The 25,545-nt window shown below is 70.7% G+C and carries 24 protein-coding genes; 10 read left to right on the forward strand and 14 right to left on the reverse strand.

The genetic code is table 11. The annotated features are described in order from the left end of the window. Positions 1-121: 121 nt before the first annotated feature. Positions 122-688, forward strand: coding sequence for a GNAT family N-acetyltransferase (locus ACWDUZ_RS28245; protein ID WP_451634615.1), 567 nt, complete (start codon positions 122-124; stop codon positions 686-688). A gap of 3 nt (positions 689-691) precedes the next feature. Here the strand turns inward: ACWDUZ_RS28245 and ACWDUZ_RS28250 are convergent, their stop codons facing one another. From ACWDUZ_RS28250 to ACWDUZ_RS28275, 6 genes are all read right to left on the reverse strand, one after another. Beyond that, positions 692-2,341 (reverse strand): type VI secretion protein, encoded by a 1,650-nt coding sequence (locus ACWDUZ_RS28250; protein ID WP_451634616.1) that lies wholly within the window; start codon positions 2,339-2,341, stop codon positions 692-694. Between the two features lie 14 nt (positions 2,342-2,355). Beyond that, positions 2,356-3,780: an ATP-binding protein gene (locus tag ACWDUZ_RS28255; RefSeq protein ID WP_451634617.1), complete on the reverse strand. Its 1,425-nt coding sequence runs from the start codon at positions 3,778-3,780 to the stop codon at positions 2,356-2,358. 14 nt (positions 3,781-3,794) lie between these two features. Next, complete coding sequence (locus tag ACWDUZ_RS28260) at positions 3,795-5,354, reverse strand: SCO6880 family protein (RefSeq protein WP_451634618.1); 1,560 nt, start codon at positions 5,352-5,354, stop codon at positions 3,795-3,797. Then, the gene (locus ACWDUZ_RS28265) at positions 5,351-6,688 is read right to left on the reverse strand and encodes a hypothetical protein (protein ID WP_451634619.1); all 1,338 of its coding nucleotides are present in this window, start codon (positions 6,686-6,688) and stop codon (positions 5,351-5,353) included. The genes ACWDUZ_RS28260 and ACWDUZ_RS28265 overlap by 4 nt, the downstream gene beginning before the upstream one ends. Then, positions 6,678-7,538, reverse strand: a complete 861-nt coding sequence (locus ACWDUZ_RS28270; RefSeq protein WP_451634620.1) for a hypothetical protein — start codon at positions 7,536-7,538, stop codon at positions 6,678-6,680. The genes ACWDUZ_RS28265 and ACWDUZ_RS28270 overlap by 11 nt, the downstream gene beginning before the upstream one ends. Positions 7,539-7,785: 247 nt before the next feature. Continuing rightward, positions 7,786-8,094, reverse strand: coding sequence for a hypothetical protein (locus ACWDUZ_RS28275; protein WP_014673544.1), 309 nt, complete (start codon positions 8,092-8,094; stop codon positions 7,786-7,788). A 448-nt stretch (positions 8,095-8,542) separates the two neighbouring features. On the opposite strand from ACWDUZ_RS28275, the gene ACWDUZ_RS28280 reads away from it, so the two are divergent. The 3 genes from ACWDUZ_RS28280 to ACWDUZ_RS28290 all read left to right on the forward strand — a co-directional run bounded on the left by ACWDUZ_RS28280 (position 8,543) and on the right by ACWDUZ_RS28290 (position 11,310). Further along, positions 8,543-9,340, forward strand: coding sequence for a trypsin-like peptidase domain-containing protein (locus ACWDUZ_RS28280; protein ID WP_451634621.1), 798 nt, complete (start codon positions 8,543-8,545; stop codon positions 9,338-9,340). Positions 9,341-9,431: 91 nt separating this feature from the next. After that, positions 9,432-10,439 (forward strand): C40 family peptidase, encoded by a 1,008-nt coding sequence (locus ACWDUZ_RS28285; protein WP_451634622.1) that lies wholly within the window; start codon positions 9,432-9,434, stop codon positions 10,437-10,439. A 163-nt stretch (positions 10,440-10,602) separates the two neighbouring features. After that, the gene (locus ACWDUZ_RS28290; RefSeq protein ID WP_451634623.1) at positions 10,603-11,310 is read left to right on the forward strand and encodes a phosphatase PAP2 family protein; all 708 of its coding nucleotides are present in this window, start codon (positions 10,603-10,605) and stop codon (positions 11,308-11,310) included. A 54-nt stretch (positions 11,311-11,364) separates the two neighbouring features. Here the strand turns inward: ACWDUZ_RS28290 and ACWDUZ_RS28295 are convergent, their stop codons facing one another. Then, positions 11,365-12,954 carry an FAD-binding oxidoreductase gene (locus ACWDUZ_RS28295; RefSeq protein ID WP_451634624.1) on the reverse strand — a complete coding sequence of 530 codons (1,590 nt, stop codon included), beginning with the start codon at positions 12,952-12,954 and terminating at the stop codon, positions 11,365-11,367. A 306-nt stretch (positions 12,955-13,260) separates the two neighbouring features. Here ACWDUZ_RS28295 and pstS point away from each other — a divergent pair, with 306 nt between their 5' ends. The 4 genes from pstS (at position 13,261) to pstB (ending at position 17,398) form a co-directional block, all read left to right on the forward strand. Then, positions 13,261-14,394, forward strand: a complete 1,134-nt coding sequence (pstS, locus tag ACWDUZ_RS28300; RefSeq protein WP_451634625.1) for a phosphate ABC transporter substrate-binding protein PstS — start codon at positions 13,261-13,263, stop codon at positions 14,392-14,394. A gap of 111 nt (positions 14,395-14,505) precedes the next feature. Beyond that, the gene (gene pstC / locus ACWDUZ_RS28305; protein ID WP_451634626.1) at positions 14,506-15,513 is read left to right on the forward strand and encodes a phosphate ABC transporter permease subunit PstC; all 1,008 of its coding nucleotides are present in this window, start codon (positions 14,506-14,508) and stop codon (positions 15,511-15,513) included. Further along, positions 15,510-16,574, forward strand: a complete 1,065-nt coding sequence (gene pstA, locus ACWDUZ_RS28310; protein ID WP_451634627.1) for a phosphate ABC transporter permease PstA — start codon at positions 15,510-15,512, stop codon at positions 16,572-16,574. Before pstC ends, pstA begins: the two co-directional genes overlap by 4 nt. A gap of 47 nt (positions 16,575-16,621) precedes the next feature. After that, positions 16,622-17,398: a phosphate ABC transporter ATP-binding protein PstB gene (gene pstB, locus ACWDUZ_RS28315; RefSeq protein ID WP_451634628.1), complete on the forward strand. Its 777-nt coding sequence runs from the start codon at positions 16,622-16,624 to the stop codon at positions 17,396-17,398. Positions 17,399-17,513: 115 nt separating this feature from the next. Here pstB and ACWDUZ_RS28320 read toward each other — a convergent pair whose 3' ends face one another. Further along, positions 17,514-18,512: an anion permease gene (locus ACWDUZ_RS28320; protein WP_451634629.1), complete on the reverse strand. Its 999-nt coding sequence runs from the start codon at positions 18,510-18,512 to the stop codon at positions 17,514-17,516. A 7-nt stretch (positions 18,513-18,519) separates the two neighbouring features. Next, entirely contained in the window at positions 18,520-19,140 is a 621-nt protein-coding gene (locus tag ACWDUZ_RS28325) for a DUF47 domain-containing protein (protein ID WP_358868685.1), read from the reverse strand. Between the two features lie 371 nt (positions 19,141-19,511). Here ACWDUZ_RS28325 and ACWDUZ_RS28330 point away from each other — a divergent pair, with 371 nt between their 5' ends. Beyond that, a complete protein-coding gene (locus ACWDUZ_RS28330; protein WP_451634630.1) occupies positions 19,512-19,877 on the forward strand; it encodes a metal-sensitive transcriptional regulator in 366 nt (121 codons plus the stop codon). A 30-nt stretch (positions 19,878-19,907) separates the two neighbouring features. Here the strand turns inward: ACWDUZ_RS28330 and ACWDUZ_RS28335 are convergent, their stop codons facing one another. Beyond that, on the reverse strand, positions 19,908-20,075 hold the full coding sequence (locus ACWDUZ_RS28335) for a hypothetical protein (protein ID WP_189906024.1): 168 nt from the start codon (positions 20,073-20,075) through the stop codon (positions 19,908-19,910). A gap of 156 nt (positions 20,076-20,231) precedes the next feature. Further along, complete coding sequence (locus tag ACWDUZ_RS28340; RefSeq protein ID WP_451634631.1) at positions 20,232-21,086, reverse strand: hypothetical protein; 855 nt, start codon at positions 21,084-21,086, stop codon at positions 20,232-20,234. A gap of 142 nt (positions 21,087-21,228) precedes the next feature. On the opposite strand from ACWDUZ_RS28340, the gene ACWDUZ_RS28345 reads away from it, so the two are divergent. Further along, positions 21,229-21,411, forward strand: a complete 183-nt coding sequence (locus tag ACWDUZ_RS28345; RefSeq protein ID WP_451634632.1) for a hypothetical protein — start codon at positions 21,229-21,231, stop codon at positions 21,409-21,411. Between the two features lie 32 nt (positions 21,412-21,443). On the opposite strand, the gene ACWDUZ_RS28350 is transcribed toward ACWDUZ_RS28345, so the two are convergent. Genes ACWDUZ_RS28350 through ACWDUZ_RS28360 form a run of 3 tightly spaced genes read right to left on the reverse strand, consistent with a single transcriptional unit; the run spans position 21,444 to position 25,440 of the window. Next, positions 21,444-21,884: an NUDIX hydrolase gene (locus ACWDUZ_RS28350; protein ID WP_451634633.1), complete on the reverse strand. Its 441-nt coding sequence runs from the start codon at positions 21,882-21,884 to the stop codon at positions 21,444-21,446. Positions 21,885-21,920: 36 nt separating this feature from the next. Beyond that, on the reverse strand, positions 21,921-23,108 hold the full coding sequence (locus ACWDUZ_RS28355) for a CHAD domain-containing protein (protein ID WP_451634634.1): 1,188 nt from the start codon (positions 23,106-23,108) through the stop codon (positions 21,921-21,923). Beyond that, positions 23,089-25,440, reverse strand: coding sequence for an RNA degradosome polyphosphate kinase (locus ACWDUZ_RS28360; protein WP_451634635.1), 2,352 nt, complete (start codon positions 25,438-25,440; stop codon positions 23,089-23,091). Before ACWDUZ_RS28360 ends, ACWDUZ_RS28355 begins: the two co-directional genes overlap by 20 nt. Between the last annotated feature and the right edge of the window lie 105 nt (positions 25,441-25,545).

Genomic DNA, 25,545 nt, shown 5'->3' on the forward strand with positions numbered 1-25,545 from the left:
GCGCCGATGGTACTGCAGGGGGGACCCTGTGGGAGAGTAGGACACCGCCGAACAACTCTTCAGGAAAGGCCCACGCCGAAAAGGCGTGGGCCTTTTCGTTTCGCTGGACTACCGTGGTCCCATGAGCAGCCCCGACACTGATGAGAAGTTCGTGGTCCGCGCCATACGCGCCGAGGAGTGGCCGGCGCTCAAGGCGCTGCGTCTCCTCGCCCTGCGGGACCCGGTGGCCCCTCTCGCGTTCCTGGAGACGTACGACGACGCCGTGACCCGTCCGGACTCCTTCTGGCAGGACCGGGCGACCAACTCCACGGAGGGTGCGACCGACGCCAGGGCGTTCGTCGCGGAGGGGCCGGACGGCGAGTGGGTCGGGACCGTCACGATGCTCCTGGAACGGGCCGGCACGACCGACTGGGCCGGGTTCACGGTCGAACGGACGCAGGGACACGTCGTCGGCGTGTACGTACGGCCCGAGCACCGCGGGTGCGGACTGACCGAGGTGCTGTTCGACGAGGCCCTCCAGTGGGCGTGGGACGTGGACGCCGAACGGGTCCGGCTCATCGTGCACGAGGACAACGGGCGCGCCCAGCGCTTCTACCGCAGGGTCGGCTTCGCGCCCACCGGTCGTACCGTGCCGTTGAGCGCCCGCCCCGACGAGACGGAGCTGGAGTACGCGCTCGAGCGCCCCTGAAGCTCAGGCCGGAAGCTCGTCGTGCGGCCAGCGGGCGCGGCCCTGCTCCCGGGAACGCAGCAGGGCCAGTGTGGGCATGCCGCGCTGGGATCCGCCGGCGAGCAGTTCGGGGAGCTGGGGCAGCGGAGCCACGGCGGCCACGTCGTCCAGGACGCACGTCAGTGGTGGGTCGAGCCGACCGGAGGATGACCGTTCGGCCATGCGCCGGCCGTGCTCGACCACGCTTGCGGCGAGTGCCGTCAGCAGCGGCATCGCGCCCGGATCGGTGCGGGGATCCTCGATGGATTCCCCCACCACGTAAAGCGTTCCCCCCTCGTTCACGAAGGAATCCAAGGCGAGCGCATCATTTCGGTTGGGTGTGCAGGCCTCCCGTACGTTCACCCTGACGAGTGAGGCCAGCGCTCGGGCCGTGAGTTCCAGGGCGATGTCACGACGTTCAGGATGCCCGGTGAGCGCGGCCTCCAGCTCACCGGCGGAACCGGACGCCGCCTTGGGGTTCGTACGGAGGGACCGCACGGCCTCCTGGAGTTGACCCCCCTGCGACCAGCGGTGGACGTGGCGGACGGTGCGGCCGTCGATGGCCGCGGCGTGCAGATAACTGCGCAGAAGCGTGTGTGCGGTGTCGCTCACCGCCTGGTCGATCTTGGCGGTCGGGCGCACCGGGGCGAGGAGGGCGTCCGCTCTCGCGACGGCCGTCTCCTTGTCCTCGCAGCCGCTGGTGGGCGACCAGTGGAGGCGGGCCGGGGTGTCGCAGAGGTGACCGGGGTCGTAGAGGAGAACCGGGCCGAGCTTGGCCCTGCCGTCCTTGGTCTCCTGCCACAGGGCGGGATTGGAGGTGACCACGAGGGCGGGACCGACCGCGTCGTGGATCGCGTGGGCGGCGGTCGCCTGCCGCTCCTCACGCGGCGCCACGAACACCGCGGACCGCCGGCCGCCCGTGAACACGGAATCGTGGGTGTCGTGCGCCGGCCTCGGCGGTTGGTGCGGCGCGAGCGGCGGCTGCTGCGGACCGGACCGCGTTCCGGGCTGCGGTTCGGGACATGCTCCAGGCTGCGGTTCGAGTCGCGCCGCGGGCCGCGGTTCCAGGTGCGCTGAAGGCTGTGGTTCCGACTGCGGTGCGGGCTCCGGGAGCGTCCGCTGCGCGGGGACTTCGTGGTGGGCCGGCGGGCCGGGCGCCGCCCTCGGCCCCTCGGCCGCCGCATGCCACGACTCCCTGGCCTTCGCCTCTCCGGCCGCCGCCTGCGCCGCCCGTTTCCTCGCCCGCCCGGCCCGCCATCGCGCCACCGTGCCCATTACGAACACCGTCAGCACGAGCAGCACCATCAGCTGGCCGATGAACAAGCCCCAGAACAGTCCGTACCCGGAGAGCTGCTCGGGCGGGGCGTCCGGCCAGGCCCCGAGGACGTCGTGCGGTTCGCCGACGAGGTGGCGCATGGCCAGCGGCGTACGGGTGAAGGTCACGTTGGACGGCCAGGCGCCGTGCGCGAACAGACCGGCCAGACCCGTGGCCGTCCACACCAGCAGGGTCATGCCGAGGAGGAAGGCCAGGAAGCCGACCAGCAGGCCGTCCGGAACTCCGGCCTGGCCGTCCCGCCGGCCCTGCGCCTGCTGCCCCTGACCCCGCTGTCTCGGGTAGTGGTCGTTCGGTCCCACCTCTGTGCGCCCCCTCACGCCACCGTCGACTCGGAGGAGCCGCCCAGATCGGGGACGTGCTGCTCCATGAAGGCCGACGCACGCTGTTCGGTCTCGAGTTCGGCGGCGCGCAGGGCGTCGTCGACGGCGAGGTCGCCGGAGGACTCTGTCATGGCGCGGTCGGTGAAGACCAACGGCCGTTCCGTCTCGGTGATCAGGTGCTTGACGACCTGGACGTTGCCGTTGACGTCCCACACCGCGATGCCCGGTGTGAGGGTCGGAATGATCTCCACGGCCCACCGGGGCAGGCCCAGCACCCGGCCCGTGGCCCGCGCCTCGTCGGCCTTCTGGGCGTAGATCGTCCTGGTCGACGCCATCTTCAGGATCGCGGCCGCCTCCTTCGCCGCCGCACCGTCCACCACGTCGGAGAGGTGGTGGACGACCGCCACGAAGGACAGGCCGAGCCGACGGCCGAACTTCAGCAACCGCTGGAACAGCTGGGCCACGAACGGGCTGTTGATGATGTGCCAGGCCTCCTCGACCAGGAAGATGCGCTTCTTGCGGTCGGGGCGGATCCAGGTGTGCTCCAGCCACACGCCGACGATCGCCATCAGGATCGGCATGGCGATGGAGTTGCGGTCGATGTGGGACAGGTCGAAGACGATCAGCGGGGCGTCCAGGTCGATCCCGACCGTCGTCGGCCCGTCGAACATGCCCCGCAGGTCGCCGTCGACCAGACGGTCGAGGACCAGGGCGACGTCCAGTCCCCACGCCCGTACGTCGTCGACGGCGACGTTCATCGCCTCGGCCGACTCCGGCTCCGGGTGGCGCAGTTGATCGACGATGTCGGACAGGACCGGCTGACGCTCCACGATCGTCTCGTTGACGTAGGCGTGCGCGACCTTGAGCGCGAAGCCGGACCGCTCGTCCAGGCCGTGCCCCATCGCGACCTCGATGATGGTGCGGAGGAGGGCGAGCTGCCCGGTCGTCGTGATCGCCGGGTCCAGGGGGTTGAGCCGGATGCCGTGGTCGAGGGCGGCCGTCGGGTCCAGCCGGATGGGCGTTATCCCCAGCTCCTGTGCGATGAGGTTCCACTCGCCGACGCCGTCCTCGCCCTGGGCGTCCAGGACGACGACCTGGCGGTCGCGGAAGCGCAGCTGGCGCAGGACGTACGTCTTCTCCAGCGCCGACTTGCCGTTGCCGGACTCACCGAGGACCAGCCAGTGCGGGGCGGGGAGCTGCTGGCCGTACAGCTGGAAGGGGTCGTAGATGTAGCCCTTCCCGGAGTACACCTCGCGGCCGATGATGACGCCCGAGTCGCCGAGGCCCGGCGCGGCCGTGGGCAGGTACACCGCCTGGGCCTGGCCCGTGGAGGTGCGCACCGGCAGCCGGGTCGTCTCGACCTTCCCGAACAGGAAGGACGTGAAGGCGTCCGTGAGTGCGGTCAGCGGGTCCCGCATCAGAGCATCAGTCCCTACCGTCGGATTCCGGTGGCGAACGGGAGCGTGTTCACGAAGGCGCGGTGGTGCTCGCGGTCGCACCACTCCAGCTTCAGGTAGGACTTTCCGGCCGAGGCGCGGATGGTCCGTTTGTCACGGGCCAGGGCCTCGGGGGAGCGGGCGGAGACGGTGATGTAGCCGACCAGGTTGACGCCGGCGGCGCCGCTGGCGAGGTCCTCGCCGCGCTGGTCGAGACGGTGGTGGGCCTGGACGTCGCGCGGGTCGACGGTGCGGTTCATCTTCGCGGCGCGGCTGGCCTCGGCGACGTCGTTGGTCTTCTCGGTCAGCATGCGTTCGATGGCGACCTCGGTGGGTTCGAGGTCCATCGTGACGGCGACGGTGCGGATCACGTCCGGGGTGTGGACGAGGAGCGGGGCGAGGAAGTTGACGCCGACCGGGGTCATCGGCCACTCCTTGATCCACGCGGTGGCGTGGCACCAGGGCTCGCGGGTGGCGGACTCGCGGGTCTTGGCCTGGAGGTACGTCGGCTCCACGGCGTCCAGTTCGGCCGGCCAGGCGTTGCGCTGGGTCATCGCCTGGATGTGGTCGATCGGGTGGTCCGGGTCGTACATGGAGTGGATCAGCGAGGCCAGCCGCCCCTGACCGAGCGGCTGCCGTACGCGGATGTCGGCCTCCTGGAGCCGGGAGCAGATGTCGGTCAGCTCGCGTGCCATGACGACGGCGAGACCGGCGTCCCGGTCGAGTCCGCGGCCGGACTGCGTCCGGGCCGCCCGCGCCATCGCGTTGGCTTCGGCGGCCAGTTCGCGGCTGTAGTGCATGCAGGCGACCAGATAGGCGCGGTGCTGCTCGCTGCTGGTGGAGACCATGGACTGGAGCTGGTCGTAGGACTGCCGCAGCCACACCGGGGCGCGCTCGTCCCCGCGCTGGGCGACGTCCTTGGCGTGGGCGTCGGGGTCGGCGGGCAGGGTGCGGGCAAGCATCTGGAGGCGGGTGACGAAGCCGTCGCCGTTGGCGACGTGCTTGAGCAGGGTGCCGAACCGGTCGACGAGGGCTTCCTGGTCCTCGGAGTCGCGCAGTCCGACGCCGGGGCCCTCGATCTCGATGGCGGCGGTGACGGTCTTGCGGTCGGCGTGCAGCAGTACGGCGATCTCGTCCGGGCCGAAGGGTGCGGCCAGCCAGCTGATGCGGCCGATCCCGGGAGGCGGCCCGATCTCGATCTCCCGTCCGTCGATGCGCGTACCGGCCTCCATCACGCCCGAGCGGTAGGCGGCGCCCCGCTGCACGGTGCGCTTGTAACTGCGGTTGATCTCGAACCACTTGTAGAAGGTGCGGTGCCGGTACGGCACGTAGACCGCGGCCAGCGCGAGCAGCGGAAAGCCCGTCAGCAGAACGATCCGCAGGGGCAGTACCGGGACGAGGAGCCCGCACATCATGCCGATGAACGCGCCCACGACGATCAGCGCGATCTCGCCGGTCTCGCGGTTGCGGCCGACGATCGCGTTCGGCCGGGCGCGGCCGATCAGATATGTACGGCGGGGCGTGACCGTATGGGACATGTGGGACTCGGTCGTCAACGCCCTTCACCTCCCGTGCGGTTGGTACTGCTGTTGCGGCTGCTGCTGGCGTGGGGAGTGTTCACCGGGCTGGGTGCGCGGGGAGCGGGGGCGGCGGAAGGGACGGATCCGCCGCCGTCCGGGACGCGTGTGCTGTGTGCGGCGACGCCACCGGAGACGGGGTTGGCCGGGCGGGGCGCGGGCGTGTGGCCGGCCGCGGCGCCGTTGCTGTCGGCCCGGGTGCTGTGGGTCTTGATGCCCTGTGCGACCAGGGTCGCCGGGGAGCTGATGACGGCCGCGGCCTTGCCCTCGGCGCCCTGCATGATGCGGTTGTTGCGGCCGGCGGCGATCTCGTCGCCGAAGCCGGGGACGAAGCGGTAGATCATCGCGCTGGCGAAGATGGCGAGCAGGATGATGGCGAGGCCGGAGACGACGGCGGAGAACGCGCCCGGGCCCTTGTCGTCGGACGACAGTGCCCCGGCGAGCCCCAGCACGATCACGATGACGGGCTTGACCAGGATCACCGCGATCATGATGCCTGCCCAGCGGCGGACGTGCCCCCACAGGTTCTTGTCGACGAGTCCCGCGTAGACGACGGTGCCGAGCAGTGCGCCGACGTAGAGCAGCGCGGCACGGATGACCAGCTCCAGCCAGAGCACTCCGGCGGCGAGGATCGACACGAGGGAGACGACGATCAGCATGATCGGCCCGCCGCCGATGTCGTTGCCCTTGCCGAGTGCGGCGGAGAACGTGCCGAAGAACGTGTCCGTCTGGTCCCCGGTGGCCTTGGCGAGCACCTCGGAGACGCCGTCGGCGGCCGAGACGACCGTGTAGAGGATCAGCGGGGTGAAGGCGGAGGCGAGCACGGTCAGCCAGAGGAAGCCGACCGCCTCCGAGATCGCGGTGGTCAGCGGTACGCCGCGCACGGCTCGCTTGGCCACGGCCAGCAGCCACAGCAGCAGGGTGAGGATCGTCGAGGCCGCGAACACGACGGCGTACTGCTGGAGGAACTTCTGGTTCGTGAAGTCGACGTCGGCCGTCTCCTTCACGGCGTGGCTGAGCTTGTCGATCGTCCAGGAGGCGGCGTCGGCACAGCCCTTGGCGAGGGAGGAGAGGGGGTCGAGGGATGAGGTGGGGTCGGAGTCGAGCCCGCCGGACCTGGACGGACCGTTGCCTTTTTCGCAGTAGTCCTTGGCGGGACCGCGGATCAGGCCGCACGGGTCCTTGCTTACCGACGGTGTCGGAGTCGGACTGGGCGAGGGCGCGGCGAGGGCACGGGTGGCCAACAGCGTCAGGCCGGTCTGTACGGCGGTGACCGCAGCCGCCACCTTGAGGAAGCGGTGGTTAGCGCGCATACGTGAACCCTCCGTACTCCTCGACGGCCTTCGTCATGTCGTCGGCGGTGGAGGCCCTCTGGTCGCGTCCCACCGGCACGGGACCGTCCTTCTGCTGGAAGTCGTTGATCTTCCAGTCGTTGTCGACCCACGTCAGCTGATACGTGGTGGTGTACCAGCTCTCGGACACGGGGTTGGTCGACGCCTCGCCGGACAGGCCGAAGAGCGACGTGTACCAGACCTCGACGCTCGCTCTGTCGCCGCTCAGCGAGGTGACCTTGGTGCCCACCGGGACCACCCGGGAGACGAACGTCTGGCCGGTCGGTGCGGTGCCGTTCTTCTCGAGGCCGATGTTGCTCAGGAACTTCTCGTTCGAGTAGGCGCTGTCCAGGTCCGCCTGGCGGCGGGCGGCGACATCGGGGGCGTAAACCGTGTTCACGATCCGGTGCCGCTGGGCGGTGTCGAACATGTCGGCCGAGCCGAGGGCCACCGAGTAGTTCGCCGCCGCGCTCTGCGCCCCCTGTTCGTCGTGGCTGAAGCCGGAGGGGATGCCGCCGGTCTTCGTCGTCACCGGGTGCTTGCCCGTGGGGGCGGTGGCGGCCGCCTTGGGGTCGTGGCCGTTGCCGCCGGAGTCCGCGGCGGAGGAGCCGCCCCCGCCTCGGTTGGCGAAGGCGATCGCGGCGACGAGGAGGACGACGACGGCGACCACGGTGACCAGGCTGCGCGAGGAGGAGCGGGGGCCGCGGCGGGCACCGCCGTAGGGGTCGGCGGAACGCTCGGGGAGCCGGGTGCGGGTCTGCCCGCCGCCGGCGTACAGCTCGTCGTCGGCGCGCGCGGTATCGCCGTGTCCGTGCTCGTCTCCGAGACTCATGTCCCGTACGCCCCCTCGACCTCGACCTCGTACCGGAACGCGTAGAAGTACGACGGTAGCCGTGCTGGTTCCCGCGTGGGCGCGGTGTGGTGACTCGACATCAGGGAAACGCAACCTCGGCCGGTGGGCACGGTGGGTGGGTGGGAGCAGCGGGGGCACCGGACGCGCCAGGACGGGCCGGCCGACGGCGCGGACGGGGGCACCGTGCGCGGCATGCGCGGGTGTGCGCCGGGCACAGGGCAGCGGTCTACACCGCCATGCCGTACACGATGGTGAACAGAGTGCCGAGGGAGCCGATGATGAAGACGCCCGTGAGGCCGGCGATGATGAGGCCCTTGCCCTGTTCGGCGCTGAAGGTGTCCCTGAGGGCCGTGGCACCGATACGCTGCTTCGCCGCGCCCCAGACGGCGATGCCGAGGCAGAGCAGGATGGCCACCGCCATGACCACCTCGATCATCACCTTCGCCTCGTTGCCCAGGCTGCCGAAGGGGCCCCAGTCCGGAGCGATCCCGCCGATGATGGTGTTGATGTCTCCCTTGTCGGCCGCAAAGAGCATGTAAGTCACCGCCCCTGGTGGGTAGTTCCGGTGCCCCTGCGGGCACGCAGAGGTCAGGCCTCATTGTCGCCGACAATGACGCCCGCGCATGTCGACTTGGCGCCATTGCCGACCGGTTTCGTGCGTACGGTTACTCTGTGTATCACGGCAGGTCACGCCGAGCACACTTTTCACGCTCCCGCAAAGCTTCTGACGGCCGGTCGGGTGAGTGGTCGCGTGCCGTGTCGATGGTCTCACGCCCTGCCGGTCGCGAAGTGGCCGAACTCGCCTGTCTTTTACGCCCGGACCGGCTCCGGGCGGTGCGTGGGAGCAGGGCCCGGGCCGAAATCCATGAGTCGGGGCAAGAGGGGCGATGCCGGGCGAAGTGTGCGGTGAACGGGGGTTTCACAGGAAGATCTCAGTGCAGTCGGAATCCCGTTCTCACCTTCCTGGGACACAGTGGAGCCTGATGAAGCGCACCACAGGGATCCAGAGCCTCGCCCGTCGCGTACGCTCGCGCGCCCGCACCCGGACCTCCGCGCTGTGCGTCGGCCTGGTGCTGATCGCGCTGACCTCGGCCTCCGTCGCGTCCGCCTCCGACGGGCCGGGCCCCCTGGGGGTGACCGCGGTGATCCCGGAGAACGCGCAGAGCGCGCGGATCGGAGCGCTGTTCGCCGCCGACAAGGCCGGCGACCTGCCCGGCAGCCACTTCTGCACCGCGTCGGTCGTGCACAGCCCCAACCGGAACCTCGTCCTCACTGCCGCGCACTGCCTGACCGGCGACACCGCTCTCGTCTTCGCGCCGGGATACCGGGACGGCAGGGCCCCGTACGGGGTCTGGCAGGTCAAGAAGCAGTTCCTGCCGGGTGATTGGTCCAAGGGCAGGGACGAGGACAGCGACCTCGCCTTCCTCGTGCTCTTCCCCGACGACGGCAGGAACGTCGAGGACGTCGTCGGCGGCAACCGATTCGTCAGCGGCATGGCCACCGGGGCGACCGCGGTGACCGTCACCGGGTATCCCGACTCCCGCGAGGTGCCCGTCACCTGCACCAACAAGCCGCACCGGCACAGCCGCACCCAGCAGCGCATCGACTGCCCCGAGTTCACCGGCGGCACCAGCGGCAGCCCGTGGATCAACGGCGACCGGCAGGTGGTCGGGGTGCTCGGCGGGCACGAGCGGGGCGGGTCAACGGCCGACACCTCGTACAGCGTCGTCTTCGGCGCCGAGGCGGCCGCGCTCTACGAGGACGCCGCCGCCGATCCGTGAGGGCCGATCCGCGGCCTGTTTCCGCTGGGCCGGCCGCGATAGCTTCCCTAGACTGTTCCGAGCGGGCTGACTGCCGGGCGGCGAGGGGTGGTTGACGGTGCGTAAGGCGTGGGTCGTGACGATCGCCGCCGTCGGATCCGGAGTCGCCTTCGTGATGCTGCTCGTCGTCGGCGTGTACGTCGTCGCCGGCAACCTCGTCAACGGGGTGGGCGGCGGCGCCGTCCGGCTCGCCAAGGGCGCCGTGCCGGCCGCCTACCAGTCGCTCGTGCAGAAGTGGGGCAATCTGTGTCCCGCCATCAACCCGGCCTTGCTCGCCGCCCAGTTGTACCAGGAGAGCGGGTTCAACCCGAACGCCAGGTCGGCCGCCGCGGCGGAGGGCATCGCGCAGTTCATCCCGGGGACCTGGGCCACGCACGGCGTGGACGGCGACGGCGACGGCAAGCGGGACGTCTGGGACCCGGACGACGCGATCCCCTCGGCCGCCTCCTACGACTGCGAACTCGCCAAGTACGTCAAGGACGTGCCCGGCGACCTCTCGGACAACATGCTCGCGGCCTACAACGCGGGGGCGTACGCCGTCATCAAGTACGGGGGTGTGCCGCCGTACGCGGAGACCCGGAACTACGTGAAGACGATCACGGCCCTGGAGAGGAGCTTCGCCGCGCCCGTCACCCGGGTCGATCCCTCGCAGCAGGCGGCCGGCGCGATCTCCTACGCGCAGAGCAAACTCGATACGCCCTATCTGTGGGGCGGGAACGGCACCGCCGACCAGGGCGGCCGGTTCGACTGCTCGGGGCTGACCAAGGCCGCGTTCGAGAGTGTGGGGATCAGTCTGCCGCGGGTGGCCAACGACCAGTACAACGCCGGCCCGCACCCCCGCCGGGAGGAACTGCTCCCCGGCGACCTGGTGTTCTTCTCCGACGATCTGTCCGATTCGAGGGCCATTCGGCACGTGGGCATCTACGTCGGCGGCGGATATATGATCGACGCGCCTCGGCCGGGTGCGGTCATCCGTTTCGACCCGATCGACACACCGGACTATTTCGGGGCCACCCGGGTCACCGAAGACGGCGCGAAAGCACTCCCCACCTCGGTGTGAACCGAGCGTGAACCCCACCCCTGAGCTGCGACGACGAGTCTCTCTTCGATAACGTCTGCGTGATCATTCGGTGGACCGTGGAACGCATCGAACGGGGTCGTGCGTTCCTGTTGACGTACTGACGTACCGACGTCCGAGGACACGACGAAGGGGCCGCAGCGCGATGGCTGGACTCGCCGAATCCGGGTCGAACCCCGACGTCGACCTGCTCTACGACATCAACGGCCTGGCCAGGGACGCCCCGCACTGGTTCGACCGGGTCATGGAGTACGTCGGTGAGTACGGGCTGCTGCTCGCCACGGTCCTGGTGGTGCTGTGGTGCTGGTGGTCCGTGCGGCGGCGGGGCGCCGAGGATGCCGCCTCCGGTGTGGCCGCGCTGGTGTGGGCGCCGCTCGCGGCGGGGATCGCGGTGTTGGTGAACGTGCCGATCCGGGGGTTCGTGCAGCGGCCCCGGCCGTTCCGGGACCACCAGGGGCTGGACGTCCTGGTGTCGGGGAAGACCGACTTCTCCTTCGTCAGCGATCACGCGACGCTCACCATGGCGATGGGCGTGGCGCTGTTCGTGGCCGACCGGCGGTTCGGTCTGGTCGGGATCGGACTGGCGCTGCTGGAGGGGTTCTGCCGGGTGTACATGGGCGTGCACTATCCGACCGACGTGGTCGGTGGGTTCGCGCTGGGCACGGCGGTGGCGCTGCTGCTGTCGCCCGTCGCGATGGCGCTGCTCACGCCTGTGCTGAAGGCCGTCGAGAGGTCGCGGTGGGGGGCGTGGTTCGTACGGGCTCCTTCGGCCGGGGTGCGTCGGGGGACGGTGCCGGACGGGGCGCGTGCGGAGGAACGGGCCGCCGCCGAGGAGCGGGACCTCGCGGCGTAGCGCGACGGCGCCCGCGAGCGCGGCGAGCGCACGGCCCCGCACCGACGGCTGCGTCTACAGCCCCTGCGGGTAGCTGAAGAAGCCCTCCGGGTCGTACTGCTGCTTCAGTCGCTTCAGCCGGGGGGCCGCGGCGCCGTAGTAGGCCGTGCGCCAGTTCGTCAGGGTGGGGTCGGTGTAGTTCTGGTAGGCGGCGCCCGAGGCGTACGGCCTCATGGCGGAGTGGGCGGACGTGAGCCAGGACTGGGCGCTCGTGCCCGCGCCGGTGGGGGACCAGGACGCTATGTACTGGGCGAGCATGCGCGAGCGCCGGTGGACGAAGGCCGTCGCCGTGGGCGAGACACGGTTGACCGCGCCGCCGAGTGCGGTGAGCGCGATGCTGCCCGCGCCGCCCCGCACCGTTGAGAGCTGCGACAGCAGCGTCTGGACGCCGGCGGCGGACAGCGACCGGTCGAAGAAGTCGGAGCGCGCCGCGTAGGTCTCACGGCCGAGCCTGCCCTGCGGGGAGCGGCCGGGTGTCGAGCCGGGCAGGTGGCACTGGGGCTCGGTCGGGAAGGACGAGCAGCCCGCGTAGGCCTCCATGGCACCCTCGTACGAGTGGCGCTTCAGCGAGACGCTCGAGGCTCCGGCGCCGATCGTCGCGGCCAGGCGGTCCACCGCGTTCTGCAACTCGCCGTAGGTGCCGAGGGAGAAGGCGGCCACGGACACCCTCGGGGTGCCGCCGGGGGTGTTCTCCAGGTGGAGGGAGGACCAGATCTCGTCCGGCTGGCCGGGGCCCCACTCCTGCCAGGCCGTCACCACCGCCGCCGCCTTCGCCCACGGCCAGGTGAGGTAGGCGGACACCGCCTGGGGCGCGGGGTGGGTGCGGAACCGCAGTTCGGTGACGACGCCGAAGTTGCCGTTGCCCGCGCCGCGCAGCGCCCAGAACAGGTCCTTGTTCTCGTCTCCGTCGACGGTCAGTTGACGGCCGTCGGCGGTGACGATGGTGGCCTGGGTGAGGCTGTCGCAGGTCAGGCCGTAGGCGCGGGAGACGACACCGTGGCCGCCGCCCAGCACCAGGCCGGAGACGCCGACCGTCGGGCAGGAGCCGGCGGGTAGCGTCACGCCCTTCGCGGCGAGCGCCCGGTAGACGTCGATGAGTTTGGCGCCGGCGCCGACCACGGCCGATGTCCCGCCGGCCCTGACCTGGTTCAGCCTGGAGACGTCGAGGATCAGCCGGCCGTCGCCGGAGGACCAGCCGGCGTAGGAGTGGCCGCCGTTGCGGACGGCCACGCGCAGGCGGTGGGCGCGGGCGTAGGAGAGCGTCGTCCGGATGTCGTCGGCGTGGGCGACGTAGGCGACGGCGGCGGGCTTCAGCCCGTCGAACCGGGTGTTGTAGAGCTGGTGGGCGGTGCTCCAGTGGGCGTCGCCGGGGCGGATCAGGGTGCCGTCCAGGGCACGGCCGAGCGCGGTCCAGTCGGCGGGGGCCGCGGCACCGGTGGCGCGACCTCCCGTGCCCGAGCGCGTCCCGCCCGGGGACGGCGACGTCGCTCCGGCGGCGGTACCGGCCGCTCCCGTGGCCGTTCCGCTGCCGCCACCGCTGCACGCTGCCGTGGCCAGCGCGGCCACCGCTGCCGCCCCGCCCCCGATGAACGCACGCCGTTCCATGTCTGCGCCTCCTGTCGGCTCCCGTGGAGCGAGACGACGCCCCGGCCCGGCGGGTTCCAGGAAGTCGCAACGGGCGGTCCTGGCCCGTCCGTCGGGACCTTCGCGTGCCCTCCCCGTGAGCGTTCCGTGATCTCACCGCACCGTCGGCAGGGGTTCACCCCTCGTTCACTTCCGGCCATCGGCGGCTTCACCTGTTCTGCCTAGTTTCGGCCTTACACGGTGCTGATGCGCACCTCGTCGCACCGGCGACACCACTCTTCGCACGCCGCCGATCAGGACGGCGGCTCCTGGAAGGAACTCCCTCAAGTGAAGCTTCAGCGCAAGAACCGGCGGGCACTCGCTCTCGGCGTCCTCGCCGCCTCCGGCGCCCTGGCCCTCACGGCGTGCGGCTCCGACAACAACAGCGGCAAGGACGGCGGCGACAGCAGCTCGTCCGCCGCCGCCGCTCCCGGCTCGGTCAAGTGCGACAGCGCCAAGGGCCAGCTGCAGGCGTCCGGTTCCTCGGCGCAGAAGAACGCGATCGACGCGTGGGTCAAGCAGTACGGCCAGGCCTGCAAGGACGTGCAGATCAACTACAACCCGACCGGTTCGGGCGCCGGTATCACCGCCTTCCTCCAGGGCCAGACCGCGTTCGCCGGTTCTGACTCCCCCCTGAAGCCGGAGGAGATCGAGCAGTCCAAGAAGGTCTGCTCGGGCGGCCAGGCGATCGACCTGCCCATGGTCGGCGGTCCGATCGCGGTCGGCTTCAACGTGCCGGGCGTGGACAACCTGACCCTCGACCCGTCCACCATCGCCAAGATCTTCAACGGCAAGATCACCAACTGGAACGACGAGGCGATCAAGAAGCTGAACCCGAGCGCCGAGCTGCCCGACCTGAAGATCCAGGCGTTCCACCGCTCCGACGAGTCCGGCACCACGGACAACTTCACCAAGTACCTGATCGCCACCGCCAAGAGCGACTGGCCGTACTCGGGCGGCAAGGCCTGGCAGGCCAAGGGCGGCCAGTCCGCGCAGGGCTCCTCCGGCCTCGCCCAGCAGGTCAAGCAGACCTCCGGCGCGATCTCCTACTTCGAGCTCTCCTACGCCTCCGACGGCATCAAGACCGTCGACCTGAAGACGGGCGCCGCCACCCCGGCCAAGGCCACCGCCGAGAACGCCAGCAAGGCCATCGCCGCGGCGCAGGTCGTCGGCACCGGGCAGGACATGGCGCTGAAGCTCAACTACGAGCCGAAGGAGGACGGCGCCTACCCGCTCACCCTGGTCACCTACGAGATCGCGTGTGACAAGGGCAACAAGGCCGACACCCTGCCGGCCGTGAAGTCCTTCCTGTCCTACATCGCCTCCGAGGACGGCCAGAAGCAGCTGACCAGCGCCTCCTACGCGCCGATCCCCGACGAGATCATCACCAAGGTCCGCTCCACCATCTCGGGCCTGAGCTGATCTGAGCGTGCGGCCGGGTCCCGCCACCGAACGGGACCCGGACCGCATCGTCCGGTGCACCGCCGCCAGGAGCCCGTACACCGCGTACGGCTCCGCAGACCGGAGAACCCGATGGACACAACCACACAGCACAACGACGCAGCTCCGCCCCTCACCCCCACGGGCCCGGCCGCCCACAAGCGCGCCGCCCGTGGCGCCAGCCGTCCCGGGGACCGCATCTTCCTCGGGCTCTCCCGCGGATCGGGCATCCTGCTCCTGGTGATCATGGCCGCGATCGCGGTCTTCCTCACCTACCGTGCCGCCCTCGCCATCAACAAGGACGACGGCAACTTCCTGACCACCTTCGAGTGGAACACCGGCGTGCTGCCGCCCCAGTTCGGCATCGCCGTGCTGGCGTTCGGCACGGTCGTCTCCTCGATCGTCGCCATGGCCCTCGCGGTCCCGGTGGCGGTCGGCATCGCGCTGTTCCTCACGCACTACGCCCCGCGCAAGCTCAGCGGCCCCATCGCCTACGTGATCGACCTGCTGGCCGCCGTGCCGTCGATCGTCTACGGCCTGTGGGGTGCCCTGGTCCTCGTGCCGCATCTGAACGGCCTGTACGGCTGGCTCGACGAGTACTTCGGCTGGACCGGCGTCCTGTCCTGGCAGGGCGGCGCCCCGCGGTCGCTGCTCACCGTGGGCATCCTGCTGGCGATCATGATCCTGCCGATCATCACCAACGTCAGCCGCGAGGTCTTCCGCCAGGTCCCGCGGATGCACGAGGAGGCCGCGCTGGCCCTCGGCGCCACGCGCTGGGAGGTCATCCGCATGTCGGTGCTGCCCTTCGGCCGCTCCGGTGTGATCTCCGCCTCGATGCTCGGCCTCGGCCGCGCGCTCGGCGAGACGATGGCCGTCGCCACCGTGCTCTCCCCGACCTTCGACATCAAGGCCAGCCTGCTGGACCCGGGCGGCGGCACCTTCGCCCAGAACATCGCGAGCAAGTTCAACGAGGCCACCGAGTTCGGCCAGGACGCGCTGATCGCCTCCGGTCTCGTGCTGTTCGTGATCACCCTGCTGGTCAACGGTGCGGCCCGCATGATCATCAACCGCCGCAAGGAGTACTCGGGGGCCAACGCATGAGCACGCCAGCCGTCACCGACAAGCGCGCCGGCGCGCTGCGCCGCGCCAGCCTTCCCAAGTGGTTCCCGCTCGCCGTCGTCGCGGGGTCCGTCGCCGTGGCCGTGGCCATCGGCCTGGGCACCGGACTGGACAGCAAGGTGCAGTGGGGCCTGATCGCCGCCGTCCTCGCCGTTGTCGTCACCTATGTCGTGGCGAGCCGGGTCGAGGGCCGCAGGCAGGCCAGGGACCGCATCGCCACCAGCCTGGCCTGGGTCTGCTTCCTCGTCGCCGTCGTCCCGCTGGCCTCGCTGGTCTGGGTCACGGTCGAGCGCGGTGCGAAGGGGCTCGACGGCTACTTCCTCAGCCACTCCATGGCCGGTGTCGCCGACACCGAGCCGGGCGGCGGCATCTACCACGCCCTGGTCGGCACCCTGGAACAGGTGGGCCTCGCCACCCTGATCGCCGTGCCGATCGGTGTGCTGACCGCGATCTACCTGGTCGAGTACGGGCGCGGCGGGCTCGCCAAGGCCGTCACCTTCTTCGTCGACGTGATGACCGGCATCCCCTCGATCGTCGCCGGCCTCTTCGTCCTCAGTTTCTGGATCCTGATCCTCAAGATGGGCTACTCCGGCTTCGCCGGTTCGCTCGCCCTGGCGATCCTGATGATGCCCGTGGTGGTCCGCTCCACCGAGGAGATGCTCAAGCTCGTCCCCAACGAGCTGCGCGAGGCCTCCCTCGCGCTGGGCGTCCCGAAGTGGCGCACCATCCTCAAGGTGGTCCTGCCGACGTCCATCGGCGGCATCGCCACGGGTGTGATGCTCTCCATCGCGCGCATCACCGGTGAGACCGCTCCCGTCCTGCTGCTGGTGTGGGGCACGAACTTCATCAACTCCAACCCCTTCAAGGACCCGCAGGCCTCGCTGCCGCTGTACATCTACCAGCAGTACGCGAACAGCTCGGGTTCCGGCGCGGCCTACGACCGCGCCTGGGCGGCGGCTCTCACCCTCATCGCCTTCGTGATGATCCTGAACCTGGTGGCCCGCGGCATCGCCCGCTGGAAGGCCCCGAAGACCGGTCGCTGACGGCGGCCACTGAAGCGACTGAGACGACTGGAAGTGAAGAAGTAGTCATGGCCAAGCGAATCGACGTGAGCGGGCTCACCGCCTACTACGGCTCCCACAAGGCGATCGAGGACATCTCGATGACGGTCGAGCCGCGTTCGGTGACGGCCTTCATCGGGCCGTCCGGCTGCGGCAAGTCGACGTTCCTGCGCACCCTGAACCGGATGCACGAGGTCACGCCGGGCGGCCGGGTCGAGGGCAAGGTGATGCTGGACTCCGAGGACCTCTACGGCGCCGGGATCGACCCGGTGAACGTCCGCCGTGAGGTGGGCATGGTCTTCCAGCGGCCGAACCCGTTCCCCACCATGTCGATCTTCGACAACGTGGCAGCGGGACTGCGTCTGAACGGCACGTACAAGAAGGGCGAGCTGAACGACGTCGTCGAGAAGTCGCTCAGGGGCGCGAACCTCTGGAACGAGGTCAAGGACCGGCTGAACAAGCCGGGCTCGGGGCTGTCCGGCGGTCAGCAGCAGCGGCTGTGCATTGCGCGGGCGATCGCCGTCGAGCCGAAGGTGCTGCTCATGGACGAGCCCTGCTCCGCCCTGGACCCGATCTCCACCCTCGCCATCGAGGACCTGATCGGCGAGCTGAAGCAGCGCTTCACGATCGTCATCGTGACGCACAACATGCAGCAGGCGGCGCGCGTCTCGGACCGTACGGCGTTCTTCAACCTGGCGGCCGTCGGGCAGCCGGGCCGGCTGATCGAGATCGACGACACCGAGCGGATCTTCTCCAACCCCTCGGTCCAAGCGACCGAGGACTACATCTCCGGCCGCTTCGGCTGATCCGAGCCGGTAACCGACCCCTCGCGGTGCTGCATGGCGGTGCCACCGCGAGGACGCGGAAGGGCCCGCCCCCGGCTCACGGGGGCGGGCCCTGCGCATTGCCGGCCGGGCGGTCCTACAGGATCGCCAGGTCGATCAGCCAGAAGGCCAGGGCCGACATGATCGCGGCGGCCGGCATGGTGATGAACCAGCCGAGGACGATGTTCTTCGCCACGCCCCAGCGGACGGCGTTCACCCGCTTCGTCGCGCCCACACCCATGATCGCCGAGGTGATGACGTGGGTGGTGGAGATCGGTGCCTTGAACAGGAAGGCGGTGCCGAACATGATCGACGCGCCGGTCGCCTCGGCCGCGAAGCCCTGCGGCGGGTCCAGCTCGATGATCTTGCGGCCCAGGGTGCGCATGATGCGCCAGCCGCCCGCGTAGGTGCCCAGCGACAGCATCAGCGCGGAGATCAGCTTCACCCACACCGGGATCGGGTCGCCGTACGTCTCGACGCCGCCGATGACCAGCGCCATCACCACCACGCCCATGGTCTTCTGGGCGTCCTGCAGGCCGTGGCCGAGCGCCATGCCGGCCGCGGAGACCGTCTGCGCTATACGGAAGCCGCGCTTGGCCTTGTGCGGGTTGGTCCGGCGGAAGATCCACATGATCAGCGTCATGACCAGGTAGCCGACGATCAGGCCGACCACCGGCGACAGGAACATCGGCGTGACGACCTTGTCCAGGACGCCGTTCCAGTGCACCGCCGTGCCGCCCGCCAGGGCCGCGCCCACCAGGCCGCCGAACAGGGCGTGCGAGGAGGACGAGGGCAGGCCGAAGTACCAGGTGACCAGGTTCCAGACGATGGCGCCGAGCAGCGCCGAGAAGAGGATGCCCATCCCCTGGCTGCCGCTGGGGGTCTCGATCAGACCCTCGCTGACGGTCTTGGCGACCCCGCTGCCGAGGAAGGCGCCGGCCAGGTTCATCACCGCGGCCATGGCCAGCGCGGCCCGCGGGGTGAGAGCGCGGGTCGAGACGGAGGTGGCGATCGCGTTCGCGGAGTCGTGGAAGCCGTTGGTGTAGGCGAAGCCCAGGGCGACCAGGATGGTCAGTATCAGAGCGAAGGTGTCCATGGACGCCTCAGGACTCCTTGACCGCGATGGTCTCCACCGTGTTCGCCACGTGCTCGAAGGCGTCCGCCGCCTCCTCCAGTACGTCCACGATCTGCTTGAGCTTGAGCACCTCGATCGCGTCGTACTTGCCGTTGAACAGGTGGGCGAGGAGCTTGCGGTGGATCTGGTCCGCCTGGTTCTCCAGGCGGTTCACCTCGATCCAGTACTCGGTGAGGTTCTCCATCGTGCGCAGGTGAGGCATGGCCTCGGCGGTCAGCTCGGCCGCCCGCGCCAGGACCTCGATCTGCTGTTCGACGCCCTTGGGCAGTTCCTCGATGTTGTAGAGGACGACCAGGTCGACGGCCTCCTCCATGAAGTCCATGATGTCGTCGAGGGACGACGCGAGGGAGTAGATGTCCTCGCGGTCGAAGGGCGTGATGAAGGAGGAGTTCAGCTGGTGGAAGATCGCGTGCGTGGCGTCGTCGCCTGCGTGTTCCGCGGCCCGCATACGCTCTGCGATCTCGGCCCGGGCGGAGGTGTCCGCCCCGAGCAGTTCCATCAGGAGTTTGGAGCCCGTGACGATGTTGTCCGCGGACGCGGCGAACATGTCGTAGAAGCTCGTCTCCCTGGGGGTCAGACGAAAGCGCACGTGGGGTCCTCGGGGTGCTTCGGTTTCGGTCAGGGTGATGCTAAGGGCATCATCCGGCCATTGGATGAGAGCCTCGGGCGGAATGGCGTCCGATCAGCGCGCGGCGTCCGGTGCGTGCGATCGTCGGGCACCGGAGGGTCCTCGTAGCGGAGCTACCAGGGCCTTCCGGCAACGCGGCGAGCGTGCGTGCCGGGCGTCGTGCCCCGGGGGTCCATTCTGCCCGGGGCTCTCAGGGGGCCGTCCCCCAGTGTCGCCCATCGCGCGCGGTGCTCGTCACGGGGGCTTGCCAGGGCCCTCCACCCGGGAAAATTCGGTACGATATACCCGGCAGGGGTATGCATGCCTGACTCCGTCACAAGCGGGAGGACGCGATGACGACCACCGAGGCCGGCGCTACGGCGCCCTCCGACGGCGCCACGGCCGCGCTCCCCGGAGAAGCCGGGCATGAGCACGCCACGTACGGCTACCACAAGCAGAAGGCGGAGCACCTCAAGCGGCTGCGCCGGATCGAGGGGCAGATCCGCGGGCTCCAGCGGATGGTCGAGGAGGACACCTACTGCATCGACATACTCACCCAGGTGTCCGCCTCCACCAAGGCCCTGCAGTCCTTCGCGCTGCAACTGCTGGAGGAGCATCTGCGGCACTGCGTGGCCGACGCCGCCGTCAAGGGCGGCTCGGAGGTCGACGCCAAGGTGGAGGAGGCCACCAAGGCGATCGGGCGGCTGCTGCGGACCTGAACCAGAGCGTGCCTACGGGGCCGGGGCCGCTCAGCCGTCGGAGCCGGTGCGGCGTTCCTCGGCGACTCTCAGCACCTCGTCGATGCTCTCCAGGCTGAGCCGCTCACGGGCCGCCGATGCCGCGATGATCAGCTCTCCGCACAGCTCGATCTCGGCGAGCGCCACGTGGTCCTGAACTGCCGTACCCACCGGAGCCACGCGCGTCACCTCGTCTCTGTCGTCGCCGGCTTCCTAGGGTAGGGAGCCGTCCACGGACCGCGCATGGCACGGAAGGGCTAGTTCGCCGGTCATTTCCGGCCGGCGGGCCGCTTCACCGAACCACCCCGGGGACTTTGCCGGGCCGCCCGGGCAATCTCAGGGCTCGGCGATCCGGCCGGTGTAGATGTCCTTCGACTGCGGCAGCGTCACGCTCACCGGGGTCCCGAAGGCGTACAGCAGGGTCGTGGAGAAGACGGCCACCGTCTTCCTCCCGTGGTCGTGGCCGCCGACGAAGCTGAAGCGCTGCCGGAGCTTGCGGACCCGGCCCTGGTCGTCGAGGTAGACGTCGAACGGGACGTCGGCCGTGGCGAACCCTTTCGCCGCCGCCTTCAGCTCGGCCCTCAGCGCCTCATCACCGGCCGCCGGGGAGTTCTTCGCCGCCAGCGCCAGATCGGCGGTGCCCCGGAAGTGCCGCACCGCGACACCCGCCACCCGGGTGTCCTCGACGAACGCGGCCGTCCGGGTCCCGCGCAGCACCTGGGCGGCGGCGAGGGGGTCGGTGGCGCCACCGGTGACCAGGTTGCCGTCTGACAGCGTCGTCGTCTCCACCCGCACCCACTTGTCTGCGGGCACACCCGCTCCCCGGTTCTTCATGTACAGGGCACCCGGAGCGAGCAGTTCGGTGATCGGCCGGTGCTCGGGGGCTCCGGTGGGGTCCTGCGGCAGCACCAGCGTCAGCCGCCCGAGCTGCCGCCGGAAGTCGTAGACCCCCTCGCCGCGGATCGTCACACGCGTCCCGCCCGCGGCCATCTCCATCGCCGTACGGGCCTGGGAACTGCCCGCCGCGAGCAGCGCGTCGGGGACCCGGCGCACGGTCCGCACCGGGTCGTGGGCCGCGCGCGAGTCCTCGGCGGCCACGCCGTCGCCGGAGCAGCCGGTGGCGCACGCGCAGAGCAACAGCCCCGCCGCGAGCACCGCCTTGCCCGTCATCCGCCGCTGCCGCTCCGCCATCGCCTGCCTACCCCCAGCCGTTCCGTCCTCACCGGCCCCCTGTCCTCCGGTTCAACGACGCGTACTCGGGCCCGTCACGCGCGGGCGGCAGCCGCGGGAGGCCGCAACCGGTTGTTCATCCGGCGTGGGTAGCGTGGTCCGCGTGGCGCGACAAGAAGGGTCCGGCCCCGCGCGGGAGCAACGGCAGCACCAGGAACACCGCACGACGACCGTCGAACAGGGGCGTTTCTGCGTGGCCCGGTGCGGCTGCGGCTGGCGCGGCCCCGCCCGCCGGGCGCGCAGCCTGGCCCGCTCGGACGCGGAGGGGCACGCGCAAGACGCCTGACGGCCGCGGGGGCACCGGGCGGCCCCGCGGCATCACCGCAGGCGCAGCGCGCTCAGCAGTTCGTCGACGAGTTCACGGTCACGGAACTGGGTCAGCCGGCCGCGGGCGGCGGCGGGCGGCAGCCAGCGCAGCCGGTCCACCTCCTTGTTGGGCGTGAAACCGCCCGTGGTGGCCTCGGCCGCCCAGTACCGCACCTGCTTGGGACGCCCGTCCGCCATGTAGGCGACGGTGCTCAGCTCCACGCCCGGAGCAGCGGCGTACCCCGTCTCCTCCGCCACCTCCCGCAGGGCGCCCGCCAGCGGGTCCTCGCCCGGCTCGAGCTTTCCCTTCGGCCAGGACCAGTCGTCGTACTTCGGCCGGTGCACCAGGCAGAGCTCGATCGAGCCGCCCGACGGGGCGCGGCGCCACAGGACGCAGCCGGCCGCCCGGACGACGGTGTCCTTCGGGTCCTTCGCATCCGGCACCGTGCTCACCGCCTCCTTCGCTCGATGTCTTTCGCTCCGTGCCCTTCAGTCCGCGCCGATCGCCTGCGTCTGCCACGCCTGCTGGAAGGCGAACCTGGCGCCCTCCACCTCGTGGCGCTGATCCGCGTGGAGCACGCCGAGCGCGTACGCCGTCGACGGGGCGATGCGGGGCGTGCGGGCGGCCGCGGCCGCGGCGGCCGCCGCCTCCGAGGCGTCACGGTGCCGATCGAGGGCGCGGCCCGCCGCGAGAAGCCGTGCGTCCGCGGGGGCGCCGTCCGCGTCGACGGCGTGCAGTGCCTCCTGGGCGTACCGGTGCAGGCGCAGCAGCAGGCGGACCTGGTGCCAGGGAGTGTCCTGGGGATGCGGAGACCGGTCCGGGGCCAGACCGTGGACCAGCGCGGCCGCGTTGTACGGCCTGCCCGCGGTGACGAGGGGAAGTGCGGCGACGGCGTCCGCCAGGCGTTGCCGGGCGGCGGTGGCCAGGGAGTGGGGGGCCGGGGTGTGCGCGGTGCGCGCGAGAGGGACGTCGCCGGCGAGGACGGCGACCTTGTCCGCGACGGCGTGGAAGCGGCTGGAGCCGAGGGCCTGGAGGGCCGTGGAGTGGGCCCGGGTGCGGGCGAGGGTGAGCCGGCGGTCCAGGAGGGCGCCCGCCTTCGCGGCGCCCAGGGTGCGGTTGCCGTGGCCGCGTTCGGTCGTGGGCGCCGACGGGTGGGGAGGAGTCCCGGTGGTGCCGGGGGCCTCCGCCACGCTCGAACGGGCCCGCGCGGGGGCACCCCCGTCGCCCGCCCGTGCCGCCCTGGGGGTGCCTCCCAGGCGTTCGGCACCAGGGGAGGTACGGCTGCCCACAGCCACGTCTCCCGTGTCGGCACGACCGCCTGCGGCCACCTCGGGGGAGAGTCTGTGGAGCGCTTGCAACAGCCTTTCCAGACGGGCCTGGTAGGCGTGTTCTCGGGCCAGCGTGCCGGATGTCCAGGCGAGTTCGGCGCGGAGTTGTTCCGCCCAGGCCTCGTCCAGCAGGGGGCCGAAGGTGTGCAGGGTGCCGCTGATGCGGCGGGCCGCGCGGCGCAGGGCCCTGACCGCGTCGACGGACTTCCCGCCGCCGCCGGTCTCGTGGTGCAGGCGCAGGGCACGGAGGAACTCCGTCGCCTGCGCCCGCAGGTAGTCCGAGAGGGCATCGACGGCCACTGCCCCGGCGGCCGCGGGGTCCGCCGGGTCAAGGTGTCGCTGTGCCACGCCGGCGCCTCCGGGCGTCAATGAGCGTCTCCTGGATGTTGCGCAGGGGCTGACCGTCGCCGTCGACCGAGTGCCGGGTCCAGTCGCCGTCCGGGCCGAGGTGCCAGGAGGCGGTGGTGTCGGCCATGCCGGTCTCCAGGAGCCGGTTGAGCGAGGCCCGGTGGGCCGGGTCGGTGACCCGGACCAGGGCCTCGATACGGCGGTCGAGGTTGCGGTGCATCATGTCGGCGCTGCCGATCCACACCTCGGACTCGCCGCCGTTGCCGAAGGAGAAGATCCGCGAGTGCTCCAGGAAGCGGCCGAGGATCGAGCGGACGCGGATGTTCTCCGACAGGCCGGGGACGCCGGGGCGCAGCGCGCAGATGCCGCGCACCCACACGTCGACCGGCACTCCGGCCTGGGAGGCGCTGTAGAGGGCGTCGACGACGGCCTCGTCGACCATCGAGTTGACCTTGATGCGGATGGACGCGGGCCGTCCGGCGCGGTGGTGCTGGATCTCCTTGTTGATCCGCGAGACGAGACCGTCCCGCAGGGACTTGGGCGCGACGAGCAGCCGGCGGTAGGTCTCGCGGCGGGAGTAGCCGGAGAGGCGGTTGAACAGGTCGGACAGGTCCGCGCCGACCTGCGGGTCCGCGGTGAGCAGGCCGAGGTCCTCGTACAGCCGGGCGGTCTTGGGGTGGTAGTTGCCGGTGCCGACATGGCTGTAGCGCCGCAGGGTGTCGTCGCCCTCCTGGCGGACCACCAGGGACAGCTTGCAGTGGGTCTTCAGGCCCACGAGGCCGTAGACGACGTGGCAGCCGGCCTCCTCCAGCTTGCGCGCCCACTTGATGTTGGCGTGCTCGTCGAAACGGGCCTTGATCTCGACCAGGACGAGGACCTGCTTGCCGGCCTCGGCGGCGTCGATGAGCGCGTCGACTATCGGGGAGTCGCCGGAGGTGCGGTACAGGGTCTGCTTGATGGCGAGGACGTCGGGGTCGGCGGCCGCCTGCTCCAGGAAGGCCTGGACGGAGGTGGAGAAGGAGTCGTACGGGTGGTGCAGGAGCACGTCCCGCTGGCGCAGGGCCGCGAAGATGTCGGGCGCGGAGGCCGACTCGACCTCGGCGAGGTCGCGGTGGGTGCCGGCGACGAACTTGGGGTACTTCAGCTCGGGCCGCTCGAGGCTGTGGATGCGGAAGAGGCCGGTGAGGTCGAGCGGGCCGGGCAGCGGGTACACCTCGGCCTCACTGATCTTCAGCTCGCGCACGAGGAGGTCCAGCACCTCGCGGTCGATGGACTCCTCGACCTCCAGGCGCACCGGCGGCCCGAAGCGGCGCCGCATGAGCTCCTTCTCCAGGGCCTGGAGCAGGTTCTCGGTGTCGTCCTCCTCGACCTCCAGGTCCTCGTTGCGGGTGAGGCGGAACGTGTGGTGCTCCAGCACCTCCATGCCCGGGAACAGCTCCTCCAGGTGGGCGGCGATGACGTCCTCGAGGGGGACGTAGCGGCCCGAGGAGCTCTCCAGGAAGCGGGAGAGCAGCGGCGGCACCTTGACGCGGGCGAAGTGGCGGTGGCCGGTGACCGGGTTGCGCACGACGACGGCCAGGTTCAGGGAGAGGCCTGAGATGTACGGGAAGGGGTGCGCGGGGTCGACCGCCAGCGGGGTCAGCACGGGGAAGATGCGCTGACGGAACAGGGTGAACAGGCGGGCCTGCTCCTTCTCCGTCAGTTCGCTCCAGCGGACCAGGTGGATGCCCTCCTCCGCCAGAGCGGGGGCGACGTCCTCGTGGTAGCAGGCGGCGTGCCGGGCCATGAGCTCGCGGGAGCGGGCCCAGATCATCTCCAGCACCTCCCGCGGCTGGAGGCCGGAGGCGGACCGGGTGGCGACTCCGGTGGCGATACGGCGCTTGAGGCCGGCGACCCGGACCATGAAGAACTCGTCGAGGTTGCTGGCGAAGATCGCGAGGAAGTTCGCCCGCTCCAGCAAAGGCGTGTTCGGGTCCTCGGCGAGTTCCAGGACCCGCTCGTTGAAGGCGAGCCAGCTGCGCTCCCGGTCGAGGAACCGGCCCTGGGGCAGCTGTTCCCCTTCGGCGTCCGTGGCCTCGTAGCCGTCGAGGTCGGCGTCGAGATCGGGGTCCAGGTCGGAGACCGCGGCCGCCACGGTGTGCGGGCGATGCGCGGCTATGGAGCCCACGGAGGGCTGGACGTGCGGGACCTGCGCTGCGGCCTGGGTGTCTGACTGGCTCATGAACCCATTCTTCCGCGCCCCGGGGGAGACAGGCGCGTCAAAAGCCGGGAGCGGGAGCACGGCTGCGGTCCCCGCGGGCGGCGGCGAGGGCTCTGGCAGGGCGGGTCTCATTGAGCGAGCGTCCCAGGACCATCTGAACCGCCGGTTACGGGGACGTGACGTCCCGGACGGCTGGGGGCGGCCCGCAGGGACCGGCGGCGGCCCCGGAGCCCGCAT

It is taken from the genome of Streptomyces sp. NPDC003393, from assembly GCF_053589015.1.

Excerpts from the sequence above, each read along its gene's own strand:
- ACWDUZ_RS28245 (WP_451634615.1), top strand. The coding sequence starts at position 122 with ATGAGCAGCCCCGACACTGATGAGAAGTTCGTGGTCCGCGCCATACGC.
- ACWDUZ_RS28255 (WP_451634617.1), bottom strand. The coding sequence starts at position 3,780 with ATGCGGGACCCGCTGACCGCACTCACGGACGCCTTCACGTCCTTCCTG.
- ACWDUZ_RS28265 (WP_451634619.1), bottom strand. The coding sequence starts at position 6,688 with ATGCGCGCTAACCACCGCTTCCTCAAGGTGGCGGCTGCGGTCACCGCC.
- ACWDUZ_RS28270 (WP_451634620.1), bottom strand. The coding sequence starts at position 7,538 with ATGAGTCTCGGAGACGAGCACGGACACGGCGATACCGCGCGCGCCGAC.
- ACWDUZ_RS28275 (WP_014673544.1), bottom strand. The coding sequence starts at position 8,094 with ATGCTCTTTGCGGCCGACAAGGGAGACATCAACACCATCATCGGCGGG.
- ACWDUZ_RS28280 (WP_451634621.1), top strand. The coding sequence starts at position 8,543 with ATGAAGCGCACCACAGGGATCCAGAGCCTCGCCCGTCGCGTACGCTCG.
- ACWDUZ_RS28290 (WP_451634623.1), top strand. The coding sequence starts at position 10,603 with ATGGCTGGACTCGCCGAATCCGGGTCGAACCCCGACGTCGACCTGCTC.
- ACWDUZ_RS28295 (WP_451634624.1), bottom strand. The coding sequence starts at position 12,954 with ATGGAACGGCGTGCGTTCATCGGGGGCGGGGCGGCAGCGGTGGCCGCG.
- pstC (WP_451634626.1), top strand. The coding sequence starts at position 14,506 with ATGGACACAACCACACAGCACAACGACGCAGCTCCGCCCCTCACCCCC.
- pstA (WP_451634627.1), top strand. The coding sequence starts at position 15,510 with ATGAGCACGCCAGCCGTCACCGACAAGCGCGCCGGCGCGCTGCGCCGC.
- pstB (WP_451634628.1), top strand. The coding sequence starts at position 16,622 with ATGGCCAAGCGAATCGACGTGAGCGGGCTCACCGCCTACTACGGCTCC.
- ACWDUZ_RS28320 (WP_451634629.1), bottom strand. The coding sequence starts at position 18,512 with ATGGACACCTTCGCTCTGATACTGACCATCCTGGTCGCCCTGGGCTTC.
- ACWDUZ_RS28330 (WP_451634630.1), top strand. The coding sequence starts at position 19,512 with ATGACGACCACCGAGGCCGGCGCTACGGCGCCCTCCGACGGCGCCACG.
- ACWDUZ_RS28340 (WP_451634631.1), bottom strand. The coding sequence starts at position 21,086 with ATGGCGGAGCGGCAGCGGCGGATGACGGGCAAGGCGGTGCTCGCGGCG.
- ACWDUZ_RS28360 (WP_451634635.1), bottom strand. The coding sequence starts at position 25,440 with ATGAGACCCGCCCTGCCAGAGCCCTCGCCGCCGCCCGCGGGGACCGCA.